This is a genomic window from Clostridiales bacterium FE2011, from assembly GCA_017569305.1.
GTDB lineage: Bacteria > Bacillota > Clostridia > Christensenellales > Aristaeellaceae > Aristaeella.
This window is the reverse complement of sequence record CP069418.1, coordinates 314,245-331,506: the sequence shown is the minus strand read 5'-3', so window position 1 is coordinate 331,506 and position 17,262 is coordinate 314,245. Positions and strand designations below refer to the sequence as shown.

Here is a 17,262-nt window from a genome sequence, read left to right as displayed (position 1 = left end):
GCTGATATTGCGATCATCGCAACCGCTCTGACTACACTGTTGCTTGTCAATCGCGGGCTCTTGCAGCATGGCAGTCATTCGCCGCGCTGAAGCGCGGATGACTGCGAAATGCCGTCCCTGCAGAGGATCCGGAGGAGTTTGAAGGCATTCTCCTGATTGCCGCTTGTAACAATCACAGACAGATATCCATCCTGAGCATAGACATATTTGCTGAGGCCGGGGAGCTTATCCAGCGGGATACCGTAGAGATGAGTTTCCCCGGTTTCTGATTCCCTGCGCCATCCGCTCTGCAGATTGATGCCTGCATCGTCGAACAAAGCCATCAGTTCCTTGTCGTTTTCCAGAGGAAGCAGGGAGCCGTTCAGGGCGTTGTTAAGAAAATCATCCCGGCTGAAGAGGTAGATGTCTCCTTCACCGGCAGCAATGTATGTGACCATCTGCATGGGACCATAGGTTTCATCCATGGTCAGCGCATATGCATTGATCTCTTCCATATCGGACATTTCGGTTTCACGGATATTATCCAGATACGGCTTCAGGTCTGTTTCATTCATATATCCGTAGACATAGAAACCGACGGTTTTGTCCCGCGGGGAGCGGTAGGCGGTTACGGTATAGAGCAGATCCACCAGACCGAAAGCAACCGCGATAATCAGGAGATATTTCCACCAGTTATAGGTGAGATGCTGGCGGAGAGTACGGGCATTTATCGGTGTTTTCATATAAACTCCGTTCTGATAATTCAGAATTCAGGATTAAGAATTCAGAATTAATACTTGATTGATAAGCATATTGAAGGATACCACGGAATGAGGGTAAAGACAAGTGAAGAGGCAGGGGAAAGCAGGAAAAGACGGGATGGGAAGAGAATATACATAATAGAAGACAGGTCTATATGTGTTCCGGCACGATGACAAAGACAGAAGAAAGGAAGGGAGCTTGTATGAAGTATCAGCCGATCATCACCGTAGGGAGACAGTACGGATCCGGCGGCCGCTATGTGGCCAAACTGCTGGCCGAAAAGCTGGACATCCCTTTCTATGACAAGGAGCTTCTGGCGGAAGCATCCCGGGACAGCGGAATCTGTCAGGAACTGCTGGAAAGCTATGACGAGAAGCAGGGAAAGAACCTGCTTTTCTCCCTGATCAGCGGCGCGCAGACCCGGGGCGAACCGGGAACCATGTATATGGATATGCCGCTGAATCATAAAATCTTTCTGGCTCAGTTTGATACGATCCGCAGGCTTGCGGATGAAGGCCCCTGCGTTATCGTTGGACGCTGCGCGGACTATGTGCTGCGGGATCATGAAAACGTGCTGAACGTCTTTGTGAAGGCAAAGACAGAGGACCGGATTCAGCGGGTGATCAAGTATAACGGCGCGGATCCTGTGAAGGCAGAGGAAATCCTGCGCAAGGCGGACAAGCAGCGCGCCTCCTATTATAACTACTACGCCACGGGCACCTGGGGCGACGTGAACAACTATGACCTGTGTGTGGATACCGGAACACTGGGTATCGAAGGATGCGTTGACCTGATCTGCAAGTGCGTGGAAATCAAGAAACAAATGATCGAGGAAAAAGAAAAAGAATGGTAAAACGGATTGTCCTGCTGCTCCTGGTACTGACGCTGATCATTCCGGCAGGAAGCAGCCTGGCAGAACTGAAACTGAGGGACACAACCCCGGCCCAGAAGATGCTGAAAACCTATATGGAGAATGTGAACAACTTTCTTCTGGAAAACGGGGAAATGCCGGTTAACAAAATCTTTGACCAGGCCAATTCCATTGTGGAAATGGGGATTACACTTGTTGAAGATACATATGTACCGGAAGGCGTAACAGTAACAGTTCACCTATATTATGACCAGCTGTGGTATATGCTCCTCCGGGTAAACGGTGAAAACCTGTCACGTTTTCCACAGATTGCAGGAGCCTTTGTCAGGGCACTGAATCCAAAAACGATGAGCCAGGCGGAATCCATGAAGACTGCAACCGCACGAGTACAGAAGGTTTATCAAAATCCTGAACTACAGTTTGAAGATTATAAGTACGATAAATATGAGGACCGGGAAACCAGCATTCTGAATGGAGAAAGGCCTCAAACGTACTATGCTTATTATCCGAATCCGTATAATGAAGACCCGAAAGTTCCCTGGATGGAGCTTATGATTGTTTTCCCCATAACTCAGTTCTGGGACGCGGAGAACGGAGTTATTACAGACAACGGCGAGACGGATACCCGGAAATACCTGGACGAGAGCGGACAGGCTATTCCTGACTCGAGCTTCGCAGACGATGAATCCGGCAACTATGCGCATATAGAGCTTTACGCCACGCCGACACCTGAACCGGACTCTGCAGCCGGAACAGACGGCTGGTATGGACAGTAACCAATCCTGTCTTTTCTGTGTTGTTTTTTACAACTTCGCTTGTTTCTCCCCGGAGGAAAGGATAAAATCCCCTTCGGGGAGATTTTTGTTGCCGTTTTTTCTAAACGGCAACAAATGAATAATGAATACTGAAAACTTAAAACTGAAAAATATTTCCCCTAATCATCCTAAGATAAGCAGAAAACAGACAAATAATTTATACTGATAGAAGGAGACGAAATGATGAGCAAAATACAGATGAAAACACCGCTGGTGGAGATGGACGGGGACGAAATGACACGGATCCTCTGGGCGGGGATAAAGGAACAGCTGCTGGAGCCCTTTGTGGACCTGAAAACTGAGTATTATGACCTGGGACTGAAGCACAGGGATGAAACAAACGACCAGGTTACGATCGACAGCGCGAAAGCGACGCTGAAATACGGCGTTGCAGTCAAGTGCGCCACGATTACTCCCAACGCCCAGCGGGTGGAGGAGTATAACCTGAAGGAAATGTGGAAGAGCCCCAACGGCACGATCCGTGCCATCCTGGACGGCACAGTGTTCCGTGCCCCGATCCAGGTTAACGGCGTTCATCCCACGGTACGGACCTGGAAGAAGCCCATCACAATTGCCCGTCATGCATACGGCGACGTGTACAAAAATACGGAAATGCGGGTGCCGGGCGCCGGCAAGGCAGAACTGGTATTCACCGGAGAAGACGGAAAGGAAATCCGCCAGACTGTCTTTGAATTCAAAGGCCCCGGTGTGCTGCAGGGACTGCATAACCTGGACGCGTCCATTACCTCCTTTGCTCACAGCTGCTTCCAGTACGCACTGAGCGTGAAGCAGGATCTGTGGTTCTCCACCAAAGACACAATCAGCAAGACCTATGACCACCGGTTCAAGGATATCTTCGCTGAACTGTATGAGAACCAGTATAAAGAAGCCTTTGAAAAGGCCGGGATTACCTATTTCTACACCCTGATCGATGACGCCGTGGCACGGGTGGTCCGCTCTGAGGGCGGATTTATCTGGGCATGCAAGAACTACGACGGCGACGTGATGAGCGATATGATCGCCACTGCCTTCGGTTCCCTGGCCATGATGACGTCTGTGCTTGTGAGCCCGAACGGACAGTTTGAGTATGAAGCTGCTCACGGTACTGTTACCCGGCATTATTACCGCTACCTGAAGGGAGAGGAAACCAGCACCAATCCCGTGGCTACGATTTTTGCCTGGAGCGGAGCACTGCGCAAGCGCGGCGAGATGGACAACCTGCCGGATCTGCAGGCTTTTGCTGACAAACTGGAGAAGGCCACGCTGGATACCATCAACAGCGGTATTATGACCAAGGACCTGGCGCTGCTGTATGAAGGAGAAGCAAAGGCGGTCAACAGCAAAGAGTTCCTGGCTGCCATCCGGGAAAGACTGGGAGCATGATGACAATTCAGAATTCAGGATTAAGAATTCAGAATTAATGGTTTGACTTGACGGGAAATCCCGGTGCGGATATAATAATGACAGACATCCTGGGGTTCGCGACAGCCTTTCGGTTTTCCCCACATTTCACAAAATGGAGCCCGGGTCCAAAGAACGATATGTCATGCCCCCGTCTTGTACGCCAGGGGACGACAGAGTCGATCGGCAGGGCACCAGCCTGCTTTACAGAGCGGGTGAAAAAACGAGGGCATCGGCTCCCTGGGTCAATGTTGAAAAAAGAGTCCTTCCGCCAATGCGGAAGGGCTTTTTTTCAACGAGTATTGTCAAAGGCCATCCACTTTGTGGACGGCCTTTGAATGATATATTTGCTTCGCAAATATGATATGTTGTCTACGACAACATGATATATTCGGCAAAGCCGAATATGATATATCCGGCTGAAGCCGGATGTGATAGTTTGTTTACCGCTTTTTGGAGATGATGAAGCGGTCCAGGGCGGCGAGGACACCGGGAAGGACGAAAAGGATCAGCAGGGTGGCGGAAATGGCGCCGCGGGAGATAGTGAGGCAGATTTCGCCGATGGCAGGATTGGCGAACACATATCCCAGGATGCCGGCGGCGACGATCATGATGGAAGCAGAAGTCAGGATCGTGTGCAGGGAACCGTTATAAGCTCCGAGAATAGAAGACTGACGATCCGCCGTGAGCCGCTGCTCGCGGTAATAGGAAGTATAGAGGATGGCATAATCCACGGTGGCGCCCATCAGGATGCACTGCACCATGAGAATGGCCAGGTAATACATGGCGCCGCCGCTGAGACCGATGAAGGTCATGGTCAGATAGATGCCGCACTGGACAGTCAGAACCAGGATCAGGGGAACAACCAGGGAACGGAAGGTCAGGGCGACAACGATGAAGATCGCCAGGGCGGAAATCAGGGTTATACGGTTCATCTCCGCATCAAAGGTACGGGACATTTCCTGATTCATCACCGAGGTTCCGATCAGCCAGGTTTCACCCTCGAGCAGGTTATCACATCTTTCCGCAAAGGAATCAAGGAAGGCGCGGGTCTCGTCTGAATCCTCCGGATAGACCGTCGTCAGGATGACGCGGCCATAATGTTCACCTTCCAGCTTTGCCGCGCTTTCACGGATTGTTTCACCGGCGTCCATAATCATTTGGCGGGTATCGTCTTTGATCATGGCTGCGAAACGGGAATCATCCAGGACATGATCCTGCAGCCAGGCGATCAGTTCTTCCGGGGTCATGGTCCAGGAATCGTCATAGGCTGTCCGGGAAGCCATGAACAGGGACATGGCAGACTTATCCTCAAGATTCGAGAACTTATCCATATATACAAGCTTGATCAAGGAAGCATCAGGAGCGTTTTCTCCGCTGAAAAGCGCGGTGATTTCATCCGCCCGGTATGCTTTCCCCAGGGTATTGCAGTACGCGGTGACGTTCGTCACATGCTCATCCTGCTCCAGGGGTGCCAGGACTTCCGTAATCCTGTCTTTGTCCTTTGATTCATAGAGCAGCACAAGGGAATGCTGTTCGGCAAACTCTGCTTCCACTGCGTTGTTCATTTGCAGCATATACAGGATTTGAGTGTTGTTTTTCAGGATAAAGGCTCCGGCAAACAGAACCAGGAATACAAGGAGCAGAATAATCCTGCGACGGTACTCAAAACGGGAGCAGCCGGCAAACGGAATATGCAGGGCTTTTTTACGGGTTTTTACGATCCATTTGTCACTGATAAGAATCAGGGAGGGCAGGACAGTAAAGATACAGATCAGGCTGACAATAACGCTCTTGGCCAGCGCAAAGCCCATATCCGCACCAAGTTTAAAGCTCATGAAGCCCAGGCAGAGCAGACCGGCGAAGGTGGTCAGGGAACTGCCGGCGACAGCCGGGAAGGCGGCGGTAATAGCCGCCTTCATGGCGGAAGGATTATCTGCGCATTTCTCTTTTTCCTGGGTATAGCGGTTCAGCAGGATGATGGAGTAATCCATGGAAAGAACCAGCTGCAGAATGCCTACGATGGAGTTGGTATACTCGGAAATACCCGGAAGAAGTATATTGGTTCCAAGATTGATGGCAACAGCGATACCGATGTTCACCATGAAGATGACCGGTTCAAACCAGGAATTGCACATCAGCAGCAGAAGCACAAGCACCAGGCCGACCGCAATGACCATGACATACAGCGGCAGCATGGGAACGTTGGCCTCGTGAATGGTTCCGCCTGTGGCGACAGCACGGCTGTCATAAAGATCATGTACGGCCCTGAAGAGAGCGGCTGCTTCCTTTGAGTGACTGTCATATTCCGTTGTGATTTCATACAGCGTATATCCGTTATGGTTATACCTGTTCCCGGGCTCCCAGGTTACCTGGGCATCAGCATCCAGGGCAGAAAGATCATGCAGGGTCTCTTCTTTTTCCGAATCTGAAAGATCCGGAATCATTACCCGAAGCTGTGACGAATCTGAGGGGCCGAATTCATGCTCCATCAGCTGCATACCCTGTTTCATCCGGGATTCCGCTGAAAGGTATTTTGTCAGATCATAATTGATCCGGACCTGTCCCATGAGCGGAAGGGACACTGCCGCCAGCACCAGAAAGAGGCAAAGAAGGATCTTTCGCTTCTCCACCAGAAAAGACGCCACTTTTTTCATATCAACATAGCCTCCCGTTTCTATCCATGACTGCGGGAGTTCTTCATCTTAACCCGCTTGACAGAGCTTATTACTCCTAATAAAATTATAAACAACAGGTGTTGACAAAACAACCGACAGTTCATGTTCGCTTGGACCAATTGTCAACATATGGAAGAAAAGTGTTGACTTATTTCCTGAAAAAAGGAGCAGAACCGATGGAGAAGAAAGAAGACCGCCGGGTGACAATGACCAGGCGGATGCTGAAAGAGGCGCTGACGGAGTTGCTGCGCGAGACAGATATCTATCATGTTTCCATCCGGGAGCTTTGCCAGCGGGCAGATATTAACCGCACTACCTTCTATAAATACTATGGAAGCCAGTTTGATCTCCTGACCGACATGGAGAATGACCTGCTGGTATTCCTTTCCAATACTATCCGGGAATATGCGGATGATCCGGTAAAGATCATTGAAACGGCCTGCGAGTATATGGAAAACCACCTGGAATTCGGACGGCTGATTATCAATAACAATGTGGACCCGCTGTTTCCCCAGAAACTTTTTTCCCTCCCGGAACTGAGGGAAACCGTACTGACACGGTGCAGCGGACAGGAAGACGGACCGATGCAGGAATACCTGTTTCACTTTATCACCTACGGTGCATACCGAATCATCTCCATGTGGGTTAACAAAGAACAACGGGAGCCTCCGGCGGAGATTGCACATTTGCTGATGAGATTGATACAGCTGGAATAAAACTTACGTTTATTCGTAAGTTTTATCAATGAAATAAATCAGCTTCGCTGATTTGTGAAATATTGCGGCTGAAGCCGCAATGTGAAATATGTGCCTGCGGCACATGTGAAATATCCGGCTAAAGCCGGATGTGATGAGGACCTGAATAAGTCCACAAGAAAGGTCAAAACAGGAGTGAATGGAAATGATATTCTTTTCATGCAGGAGGCGAAGGCATGAAAGAATGGACTGAATCGGTTCAGCGGATGATCGACTGGATCGAGGCGCATCCGGATCAGAACAAGGTACTGGAGAACCTGTCTGACGAGATTGGCTATTCTCCCTGGTACTGTTCCGTTTTGTTCCATGACGCGACAGGGATGACCCTGAAATCATACGTGTCCGGCAGGCGCCTGGCCCGGGCTGCGGAAGAGATCAGGGATACAGGGGACAGGATCCTGGACATTGCCGTGAAATACGGATATTCCTCACAGGAAGTATTGTCCAGGCAGTTCCGGGAGCAGTTCGGATGTACACCGGCTGCGTACCGCCGGAAACCGGTTCCGATTCCGCTTCAGACCCATAAACATGTACTGTTTCCTGACTATGATGAAAAGAGGATAAGGACTATGGAAGAATCGAGGCTTGCTGTCCGGGTGGAGCACATTCCCGCACATAAATACCTGGGAATATGGGAGGAAAAGACAGATAACTACTGCGACTTCTGGAAATACCATGACTGTGATACGGTAACCGGGTTTGTGACCAGCATGGACAAGATGGCCCATCCCATCGTTACCGCACATACGGCCGGATGGAAATGGATTGACGGAAAACGCATCTATTTCTATGGTACCGGTGTGCCGGAAGACTATGACGGACCGATTCCGGAAGGATTTGAGCTCCGGGAAATTCCCGCAAGCGACTATCTGGTGTTTTCCTATCCTGTGTTTGATTATATGACGGAAAACGTAGAAGTAATGGGTGCGGTGGAAAAACTGGCCTGGAACTTTGATCCCACCACAAAGGGCTATGTATGGAATGAAGGAGAATGTCCGGATTACCAGCGGCATTATCCGGAAGGATTGGGATATCAGGTGTTAAGGCCGGTAACCAAGCAGTCATGATAATGACTGCTTAGTCACCGGCAATGAAGAATGAGTGCGATCGCCGTTACCAAAGTGCCTACGACACTTTGACGGCTGTAGCATGGCAGTTGTATACCGCAATCTCAATGGTCGCAACTCCACGCAGTGGAGCTTGCTCCCTTTCGATTGGTTGCCCGAGGCTGCCGCCTGTTCTTCGCTGAAATCGATTGGAATCGCGCGCGCACCGCGGAACCGTAGTCACGGTTCTCACGCACCACGCACGAGAGGCACCTGGCTCGATTTCCGGGCACTACGAACCCCAGCCCGATGAGATTTCCGCCACTGGCGGTCATCGGCTCTTCGCCCAAATCGTAGATTTGGACAACTGCTCAACAATGATGGAAAAGACCTCTTCCGTGCGGAAGAGGTCTTCTTTGATTTCTATGTGCTGTCTGTTTTTAAGTTTGATTTCGGCGGATCAGACGGATGATTCCTATGACTGCGGCACGGATCAGTGCGAAAACAGCAAACATGACAATGAAGCCGCCTATTCCAGATACAATGTCCGCAAATTCCATATCTCCGGTACCGGTCAGCCGCTGGCCAATCTCGATAGAGAATGTTATGACAAGGATCAGCGTGAATACATAAATCCAGGAGATGACCATAACGTGGTTTGTTTTTGACAGATGCCGGAATAGGGGATGAATGATAAATATCAATAGTATGCCCAGGATGCCAATCACCAGGAAATGCATTTGTTTGTCTGAAAGCGTTCCTTCAAACTGATTGTTCAGTTGACTTATTTTGTCATGAACCGTTGCAATCCAGTTGACAGCCTGATACAGCAGTTCTTTCAGCATAATGGGTCCTTTCGTTTTTTATCTTCCCAGGGTCAGCTTTTCGGTAAAAGGCAGCTCCCAGAAATACCAGGTGACGGTGGCCTCACGGACAGAATGCATATTCCGGTCGGTGAGAATGGTGGCAGACAAATCTGTCTGGCGGCCGGAGGGGAGATCGTGAGGGGTCTCTTCTCCGATCTGGAGCACGTCACCCTGCATGGGTGTGATACGGATTTCAATCACTTCAGCCTTCAGGAAAGAGTGGTTGTTCACATGAATCGTGTAGGTCAGAAACTGATACTGATCCGCTTCGCCGGGTTCTTCGTTTGTGAAGCGTGTACCAATGAAGGTATCATTCTTCAGTTTGCTTTTAACGTTATAGAAGACTTCCGACTGGGTAATGCCGTCATTGGCAACACAGGAATCAAAGCGGATGTCCATCCGGGCATTCAGATACAGCCAGCCCACGCCGATGACAGCGGCGAGAACCAAGACAATCAAGAAGATAGCGAAGGCTTTCACTTGAATCCTCCTGTTTAGAAATAAGGATGGTGAATTCAGAATTCAGAATTAAGAATTCAGAATTATAACTCAATTAATGCAAGCATTAATTACCGGAGAGGATGCGGTTCATTTCATCAATCATTTCGGAATCCTTCAGGCTGAATTTGAATTCAACACGACGGGAGGCTTCCGCGTCCTCGACACCGTTGACATAAATCAGGTCAGCATAGCTGCGGCCCTTTGCTGTCAGGATTTTCTGCAGCTGCTGTTTCTGCTCAGCCGTCAGGGACGGCATCTTCAGGCAGTACAGGGCCACCTGCAGGGCACGGTTCTGGCTCAGTTTCAGGTTGGATTCGTAGGAGCCCTTGGAGTCTGTATGGCCTTCGATGATGATTTCACCGAGATAATCAGAGTAGGTATCCCGCAGCAGGACGTCCAGATAAACAGGAATGAAGCGATCCAGCAGATCTTTACCTTCCTGACGGATTTCCGCGCTGCCGGTTTCAAAGAAGACTGCACTGTCCAGCATGATATCACCGCTGTTCGGATCCACGGCGGCCTTCAGGTTGGCCGCAGCCAGGGAACTGGACAGATCCTGAATCATGGTGGTACGGATACCAATGAGGTTATCAATACGGAGGGCCTGGGCATTCAGGAGGTCTTTCTGCTCCTGCAGCTTTATGGTAGCTGCTTCCAGATCCGCTTCCTTGGAGGAAAGTACGATCTGCAGGTCGGACAGGGTTTTCTCCTGATCATCCAGCTTTACTTTCAGGGCGTCCAGATCGCCCTGGATAATGACCAAGCGGGCCTCCTTGGAATCCAGCTCATCCCGGGCCAGCTGCAGGTCAATGGCCTGCTGGTCCAGCACAATCTGCTGGTCATTCAGTTCCTTTGTCTTGGTCTCCAGCATGGTGAAATACTGATAGAGACTGTAGGTCAGGACCAGCACGAAGATAAGCAGCAGGGCCGCCATCATATCGGAATAGCTGATCCAGCTGGCACCGGTCCCGGAGGAACCCCGGCCGGCCCGCCGGTTATGGATGCGTTGACGTGCCATGGTCAGGCCTCCTTGGACAGCTTGTTCAAGGTCTCGGAGACAGTTTTCACATTGTCATTGAGGGAAGAAAGAATAGTCTGGATTTCTCCGAGGGTCTTTTCCGGAGTGTCGCCGCTGCTTTCCATTTCAGGAAGGGTTTTGACCTTGCTTGTAAGACCGGAAATCAGGGAAGCCATATCCTTGCTTTCCTTCCGCATGTCATTGAGCAGGTCGGCAGTACGGCGCTCAAAGTTTTCGTCCCGTTCACGGACGGTATTGAGCTGGCTCATATAGGTATCAAACTTATCCAGCGCACGGGAGGTAATCTCCTGCAGGGATTTCGCGTTCCGGATGATGCCTTCCGCGGCAGAGAGGTTCTCGCCGGTGGCCTGGGCGGCACGGCGCTGATTCTGTTCCAGCGTGTTCATGGACTGGGCGAGGGAAGTAAACTGGCCGCCCATACTGCGATCCATTTCTGTGAGGAAACGGCTGACAATCTGGTTGACGCCGTCGATCTGGTTCCGGGTGGCGCCGACAATGAAGCGATCCATGGACTCGGAAACAGGAGTCATCACACGGGAAATGGAGCGGCTGACGTTTTCTGCCAGACGATCCACCAGCGTATCGTTGATGCCCTGAAGCATGAAATTACGGTCCTGATTCTGGCAGATGAGCTGTACGTCATTATCCAGAGGACGAGACATGGCCAGCTGCGTAAAGGACGTAACAAAATCGTCAATAGCGCGGTAGCTGGAACCCTGGGAAATACGGTTGAGCATGTTGAAGACCAGGCTGCAGCTGATACCGGCAACAGAGGTACCAAAGGCAAAACGCATGCCGCTCAGCAAGTCCGGAATGCCCTGGATGAGCTGGGCGGAATCCGCAAAGTTCAGGGAAGACAGACCACGTGAAAGACCCATGAAGGTACCGAGAATACCGAGGGAGGTGAGCAGATTCGGAATCAGCTCCGCCAGACCGGCATTACCGGGACCATGGGTGACGGTATCATCATTGATATAGTCTTCCACATTGGTGGGAAGACCGCGGCGGTCCAACTGTTCCGCATTCTGCAGGAAACGAAGCCAGCTGCCTTTCAGACGCCGGCCGACGAACCGGGCTTCCTGCCAGACGGGCTTGTCCAGCTGTTTGCCGGCATTCTGCTGCAGGCGGGAAATGGCCAGGCGCAGGGAAGCGGTGGTGCGCCACAGAGGAATCAGACACTTAAACAGACCAATCAGCGTAACAACCGCAATGGCCCCGTAGACTACATAATCAGCAAGATTCGGAAGAATCGCCGTGACTTTGGACAAATCAGGCAAAACGTTCGCCTCCTTTGAAACAACATCAGTTGATTATATCATAAATGACACATAAATGAAACGATTAATTAACATATGGAATTCCTGTTAATCTGTTATCCTGCTGCGTCAAAAAGGAAATAAACCCGGATCCTGATACGTCAACTATGATGAGCATCTCTATGCTCCAGAATTATAACGCATGAAACCGTACAACTATTCCTGAAACAAAGACAGAATCTTGTATCTGCTGTTTTGTTCGATGTTTCAAACAGGGGGAAGTTTTATGAAGACGACTGTAGTTACGAAAATGTTCACAATGCTGATGGCTTTTCTGTTCGCGCTATCTGCTTTTCCGATCACCGGTTATGCGGAAGAAGAAAACAGTAAAAACAGAATGGAGGAATTGGCTCCGGAAGTGCGGGAGTATCTTCAGCCGGGAGAGAATGTCGCTGATATCCTGACAGGTGACGGATGGCTGTATGTGATGACTATTGATCCGGAAGGAGGGAGGATAGTCAGACTATTTGATTCTGTTGATAATAAATGGGAACTGATGAGTTCCAATGGGACTGATGAACCTGCTCAGGGTATATTTAACGATCTGGAAACGGGGATATATATCCTTGACGCGGAAAGAGCCGATAACCGCTTTTATGTGCTTACCGGCGATATGAACGACAGATGGCAGATCAGGATATACAGCTATAATGATGAAAAATGGCAGCTTGAAACAAAGAGCAGCTGGCTCGAAAAAATGTTTGGTGTATTCCCGGATTTCTATTCCCAGGGCTTGTCCGAGAAAGAACTTGTGATCGACTTCAGTGATGAAGCAACCGCATGTTTCATTCAATTGTCGTCTGGACAATGGACACTCTCACAATGGTATACACGGCATGAAACTATCATTTCTTATTATCCTGATGTCATGTCTATTGCATATGAACAAATCGTTTATGGCAGGACCGAGGAAAGAAACATCAGAATATGCGGAGCGTATGCGGAAGCACAGAAGATCGAAAACATAACAACAAAGATGATGCCTCAGAGCCTGAAAAATGTGGATTTATCTCCGCAAACAGGAGAATATGATGCGATTGTTGCTTCTGAATTCAATGAATATATAGATATGTACTCTGAGTGCGGAGATCGGATGTATGATCATTATTCTTTTACCCTTTATCAGGGAACACCGGTGAAGGTATTGGGAGAAGATGAAAGCGGATATATCACTCAGATAGCTGTGAATGGCCTGACCGGATATGTATGGAGTGAAGATGTATATCCATCTTCATCCGGCATACTGTTTGAGGTGGATATGAATCCAACCAGAGAGCGGAGCATAACAAGTGATGCATCTTTGCTTAAACAAATGAAAGTTTATTCAGAACCATCCGTGTCTTCATCTGCAATCTGGTCAGGTTCCGAGGGCACATGTACAAACCTGAATATACAGGTCATCGGAGAATCAAAGGACTGGTTTGCGGTTCTGACTACACTGGGAACAGGATTTGTCGAGAAAAAGTACTTTGCTGAAGGAAATGGATAATAAAAAAGCAGCCGCTTCCGGTTGGAAGCGGCTGTTGTTCGTATTGGATGGGATTGATCAGGTGAGGGAAGAAAGAACCTCACCGACTTTATCATGGATCACAAGGTCACATTCGTAGTCCATGGGGGTGGCATCCCGGTTGATGAGTACCATATGCTTGCCGCGGAAATAGCGGATCAGTCCGGCGGCGGGATAGACGGTCAGGCTGGTACCGGCAACGATGAGGAGATCTGCCTTGGAAATGGCGTGAACCGCACCGGAGACCACGTCGTTATCCAGACCTTCCTCATAGAGAACCACATCCGGTTTGATCCGGCCGCCGCAGGGGCAGACGGGAATCTCATCCTTGCTATCCCGGATATATTCCGGCGGGAAGAACTTGCCGCACTTCATGCAGTAGTTCCGGTGGACGCTGCCATGGAGTTCATAGACTTTTTTGCTGCCGGCTGCCTGATGCAGGCCGTCAATGTTCTGGGTGACGACAGCCAGGAGCTTGCCTTCCTTTTCCCACTCGGCGAGCTTCAGGTGCGCCTTGTTGGGCTTGGCGTCAAGTGGCAGCATCTTATCCCGGTAGAAACGGAAGAAAGCTTCCGGCTTCTTCATAAAGAAGGTGTGAGAAAGAATGGTTTCCGGCGGGTAATCATACTTCTGATTATAGAGTCCGTCCACGCTGCGGAAATCCGGGATGCCGCTTTCCGTGGAAACGCCGGCACCACCGAAGAAGACGATAGCATGGGCATCGGAGACCATCTGTTGAAGGGCGTCATATGGCATAAGGCAGCCTCCTTCCTTATGATTAATGAATACTGAAAACTGAAAACTTAAAACTTATAAATGATAATTAGTGAAGAGTGAAGAGTGAAGCGTGTACAGTTGCCGATGCGCTGCCGATGCAATTAATCGCTGGCTTCAGGCTCGGCAGGCGCGGGATCGGTAGGAGCATCGGCAGCAGGAGCAGCCGACGCGTCAGAGGGAGCATCGGCAGGCTCTTCCTTGGCAGCGGGATCGGCGACAGGCTCATCGGGGGAGAAGGTCTGGGAGACGGTAGCCAGGGGCTGGGAGCTCTTCTTCAGGGCGTGACGCAGGAGGAAGAAGACCGTGATATCCAGGATTGCTTCCAGGACCAGCAGGATGCCGATGACCAGGTTGCGATTTTCACCAAGGAAGGCGGGATTCAGCAGGGCAATAATGCCGACGATCAGGGAGAAGGCGGCAAAGATGAGCATGATCCACCATTTTTTCACCTGGACGGATTTCTCATCGAAAGCATACTGGATCTTCAGGAAAGCGCCAAAGAGGAGGGCAAGGCCCCAGATGAAGGGGAGAATGTCTTCCAGATAATTAGGATTGAAAGCCAGCAGCGTGCCGGCAACCAGCAGGATCAGGCCGGTGGCAAGACGGGATTCGGTAATGCGCCGTACGGGATCCGAACGAAGATAAACAATGCCGGACCAGACACCGCAGAGAATCATGACCCCGGCCAGTACATAAGCCGTGATCCGCAGGGCGAGATTGCCGAAGAAGATCAGCAGCAAACCGCAGACCAGGCAGAAAAGAATCGGCAGGATCATGGAACGGGCAGTCAATGTATCGGGATCTTTTTTACTACGACTGAAAAGCTTGAAATTCTTCATAACAGATATTCCTCCGCTTTTATATTCATTTCATATCATAAATCATTTCCACAAACGTCAGGGGAAATCCTGCCGGGGGAAAGCGCAGCGCTACCGCGCATCCATGCGTTCGGACGCGTGAATGTATTTGCTGCAAGGGGATCAGGCAGGGAAGAAATGAGTGGAAGATTCTGTAAATCACAACGGGATTAAACATGATGAACTCCCTGCGAATCACGACTGCGGTATGGAAAAAGCTTCCAGGCATATATGACACAGGATGAGAAAACGGGCAAAGACAAAGGTTTTTACACGGGAAAGACAAACGTTTCATCCGGGCAAAAAATGTGAAACGATATTGTTTACAAATTGTTTTTTAGTTTACTTTAACAAAGCAGAGGGTTAAAATACAAAACAGGTTAACCATAATCTAATCAGGAGAGTGAACTATCATGAAGAAACTGACTGCAATCCTGTTGTCCATCATGATGCTCCTGGCCTGCGTTGTTACGGCTTCTGCCGACGATGCCAGCTATCTGGGCGTTATGCTGGGTACGAACGTCATGTCCCTGGACACCAACCTGGCGACTGACGGTGACTCTTTTGAAGTGATCGCTGACTGTATCGACGGTCTGATGCAGATGGACAAGGACGGCGCGGCCGTACCTGCCCTTGCTGAAAGCTTCGACGTAAGCGATGACGGACTGACCTACACCTTCCACCTGCGGGACGCCAAGTGGAACAACGGCACGCCCGTGACGGCCAATGACTTCGTTTTCGCCTGGCGGCGGATCGCGAAGGAAGCCGGCGAATATGCCTACATGCTGGATGAAATCGGCAACATCAAGGGTGCCGCCGAAATCATCAGCGGCAGCGAAGCTGACCTGACCACCCTGGCTGTCAGCGCTCCGGACGACAAGACCTTTGTCGTGGAACTGAACGTTCCTGTTTCTTTCTTCCCGAGCTTGATGTATTTCCCCACCTTCTATCCGATTAACGAAGAGTTCTACAACAGCCTGGCGGACGGCACCTACGGCACCAGCCCTGAGACCTTCCTCAGCAACGGCGCTTTCGTGCTGGAAAGCTACACCCCCGGCACCGCGAACCTGAGCGTGAAGAAGAATCCCGATTACTGGGATGCTGACCGCGTAAAGCTGGCCGGTATCAACTACCAGGTGGTCGGCTCCTCCGACAACGCCCTGACCGCTTTCCGTAACAAGACGCTGGACGTCGTTATGGTTTCCGGCAACCAGGTTGACGCTGCCAAGAAGGACGCCACCCTGGCTGAGAACCTGAAAGTGACCGGTGCCGGCTACATGTGGTACCTGTCCTTCAGCCAGACCGAAAAGAACGCTGAAGGCGGCATGCTGGCGAACGCCAACCTGCGCCTGGCCATCAGCAACGCTATCGACCGTGAGAACCTGGTTGACAACTACGTGATGGATGGCTCCCTGGCCACCTATACCGCAGTGCCCCCGCAGTTCGCGGCCAGCAGCACCACCGGCGAAGACTTCTCCGCCAATCAGGATGCCTTCATCGACTATGTGGGCTACAACCCCGAGAAGGCTGCTGAATACCTTGAAGCGGCTAAGGCCGAACTGGGCAAGGACAGCTTCAGCTTCACAATGATCTACGGCAACAACGAAGGCGACGAAGTGCAGAAGGTTGCCCAGGCCATCAAGGAAGACGTTGAAGACGCACTGCCCGGCGTGGAAATCAACCTGCAGAGCATGACCAAAGCTGAGCGCCTGGACAAGATGCAGAACGATAACTACGACATCGCCCTGACCCGCTGGGGTCCGGACTACGCCGATCCCATGACCTACCTGGGTATGTGGGTGACCAACAACTCCAACAACTATGGCTTCTGGTCCAACGCTGAATTCGATCAGCTGATCGCGGACTGCACCACCGGCGCTTACATCTCTGACTATGATGCCCGCTGGGAAGCCATGTTCAAAGCTGAAACGATCGTGATGCAGGAGGCGGTTATTGCCCCGCTGTACACCAAGGCCAACGCCAACCTGATCACTGCCGGCGTCGAAGGAATCGATTTCCATCCCGTCGCGCTGAACCGTGTTTATAAGGATACGACGAAGTAAAAGCATCCGGACGGAGCGGTCAGCACGCT

15 protein-coding genes are annotated in these 17,262 nt (G+C 50.7%); 7 read left to right on the top strand and 8 right to left on the bottom strand.

The annotated features are described in order from the left end of the window. Positions 1-74 precede the first annotated feature (74 nt). Entirely contained in the window at positions 75-722 is a 648-nt protein-coding gene (locus JRC49_01485) for a hypothetical protein (protein ID QTE71526.1), read from the bottom strand. A 221-nt stretch (positions 723-943) separates the two neighbouring features. On the opposite strand from JRC49_01485, the gene JRC49_01480 reads away from it, so the two are divergent. The 3 genes from JRC49_01480 to JRC49_01470 all read left to right on the top strand — a co-directional run bounded on the left by JRC49_01480 (position 944) and on the right by JRC49_01470 (position 3,810). Then, positions 944-1,594 carry a cytidylate kinase-like family protein gene (locus tag JRC49_01480; GenBank protein QTE71525.1) on the top strand — a complete coding sequence of 217 codons (651 nt, stop codon included), beginning with the start codon at positions 944-946 and terminating at the stop codon, positions 1,592-1,594. After that, the gene (locus tag JRC49_01475) at positions 1,588-2,388 is read left to right on the top strand and encodes a hypothetical protein (GenBank protein ID QTE71524.1); all 801 of its coding nucleotides are present in this window, start codon (positions 1,588-1,590) and stop codon (positions 2,386-2,388) included. Before JRC49_01480 ends, JRC49_01475 begins: the two co-directional genes overlap by 7 nt. 222 nt (positions 2,389-2,610) lie before the next feature. Beyond that, a complete protein-coding gene (locus JRC49_01470) occupies positions 2,611-3,810 on the top strand; it encodes an NADP-dependent isocitrate dehydrogenase (protein QTE71523.1) in 1,200 nt (399 codons plus the stop codon). A 461-nt stretch (positions 3,811-4,271) separates the two neighbouring features. On the opposite strand, the gene JRC49_01465 is transcribed toward JRC49_01470, so the two are convergent. Beyond that, positions 4,272-6,485, bottom strand: a complete 2,214-nt coding sequence (locus JRC49_01465) for an MMPL family transporter (protein QTE71522.1) — start codon at positions 6,483-6,485, stop codon at positions 4,272-4,274. Positions 6,486-6,682: 197 nt separating this feature from the next. On the opposite strand from JRC49_01465, the gene JRC49_01460 reads away from it, so the two are divergent. After that, complete coding sequence (locus JRC49_01460) at positions 6,683-7,222, top strand: TetR/AcrR family transcriptional regulator (GenBank protein ID QTE71521.1); 540 nt, start codon at positions 6,683-6,685, stop codon at positions 7,220-7,222. Between the two features lie 215 nt (positions 7,223-7,437). Continuing rightward, on the top strand, positions 7,438-8,328 hold the full coding sequence (locus JRC49_01455; protein QTE71520.1) for a helix-turn-helix transcriptional regulator: 891 nt from the start codon (positions 7,438-7,440) through the stop codon (positions 8,326-8,328). Positions 8,329-8,747: 419 nt separating this feature from the next. Here the strand turns inward: JRC49_01455 and JRC49_01450 are convergent, their stop codons facing one another. The 4 genes from JRC49_01450 to JRC49_01435 all read right to left on the bottom strand — a co-directional run bounded on the left by JRC49_01450 (position 8,748) and on the right by JRC49_01435 (position 11,990). Next, positions 8,748-9,149, bottom strand: a complete 402-nt coding sequence (locus JRC49_01450) for a hypothetical protein (protein ID QTE72764.1) — start codon at positions 9,147-9,149, stop codon at positions 8,748-8,750. 21 nt (positions 9,150-9,170) lie between these two features. After that, on the bottom strand, positions 9,171-9,632 hold the full coding sequence (locus JRC49_01445; GenBank protein QTE71519.1) for a hypothetical protein: 462 nt from the start codon (positions 9,630-9,632) through the stop codon (positions 9,171-9,173). Positions 9,633-9,738: 106 nt separating this feature from the next. Further along, positions 9,739-10,692 (bottom strand): OmpA family protein, encoded by a 954-nt coding sequence (locus JRC49_01440; protein QTE71518.1) that lies wholly within the window; start codon positions 10,690-10,692, stop codon positions 9,739-9,741. A gap of 2 nt (positions 10,693-10,694) precedes the next feature. Next, positions 10,695-11,990, bottom strand: coding sequence for a hypothetical protein (locus JRC49_01435; protein QTE71517.1), 1,296 nt, complete (start codon positions 11,988-11,990; stop codon positions 10,695-10,697). A 265-nt stretch (positions 11,991-12,255) separates the two neighbouring features. On the opposite strand from JRC49_01435, the gene JRC49_01430 reads away from it, so the two are divergent. Beyond that, a complete protein-coding gene (locus JRC49_01430) occupies positions 12,256-13,518 on the top strand; it encodes a hypothetical protein (GenBank protein QTE71516.1) in 1,263 nt (420 codons plus the stop codon). A 57-nt stretch (positions 13,519-13,575) separates the two neighbouring features. On the opposite strand, the gene JRC49_01425 is transcribed toward JRC49_01430, so the two are convergent. Both JRC49_01425 and JRC49_01420 read right to left on the bottom strand, forming a co-directional pair. Continuing rightward, positions 13,576-14,292 (bottom strand): NAD-dependent protein deacylase, encoded by a 717-nt coding sequence (locus tag JRC49_01425; GenBank protein ID QTE71515.1) that lies wholly within the window; start codon positions 14,290-14,292, stop codon positions 13,576-13,578. Between the two features lie 122 nt (positions 14,293-14,414). Then, complete coding sequence (locus tag JRC49_01420; GenBank protein ID QTE71514.1) at positions 14,415-15,152, bottom strand: DUF308 domain-containing protein; 738 nt, start codon at positions 15,150-15,152, stop codon at positions 14,415-14,417. A 431-nt stretch (positions 15,153-15,583) separates the two neighbouring features. On the opposite strand from JRC49_01420, the gene JRC49_01415 reads away from it, so the two are divergent. Then, the gene (locus tag JRC49_01415) at positions 15,584-17,233 is read left to right on the top strand and encodes a peptide ABC transporter substrate-binding protein (GenBank protein QTE71513.1); all 1,650 of its coding nucleotides are present in this window, start codon (positions 15,584-15,586) and stop codon (positions 17,231-17,233) included. Positions 17,234-17,262 lie beyond the last annotated feature (29 nt).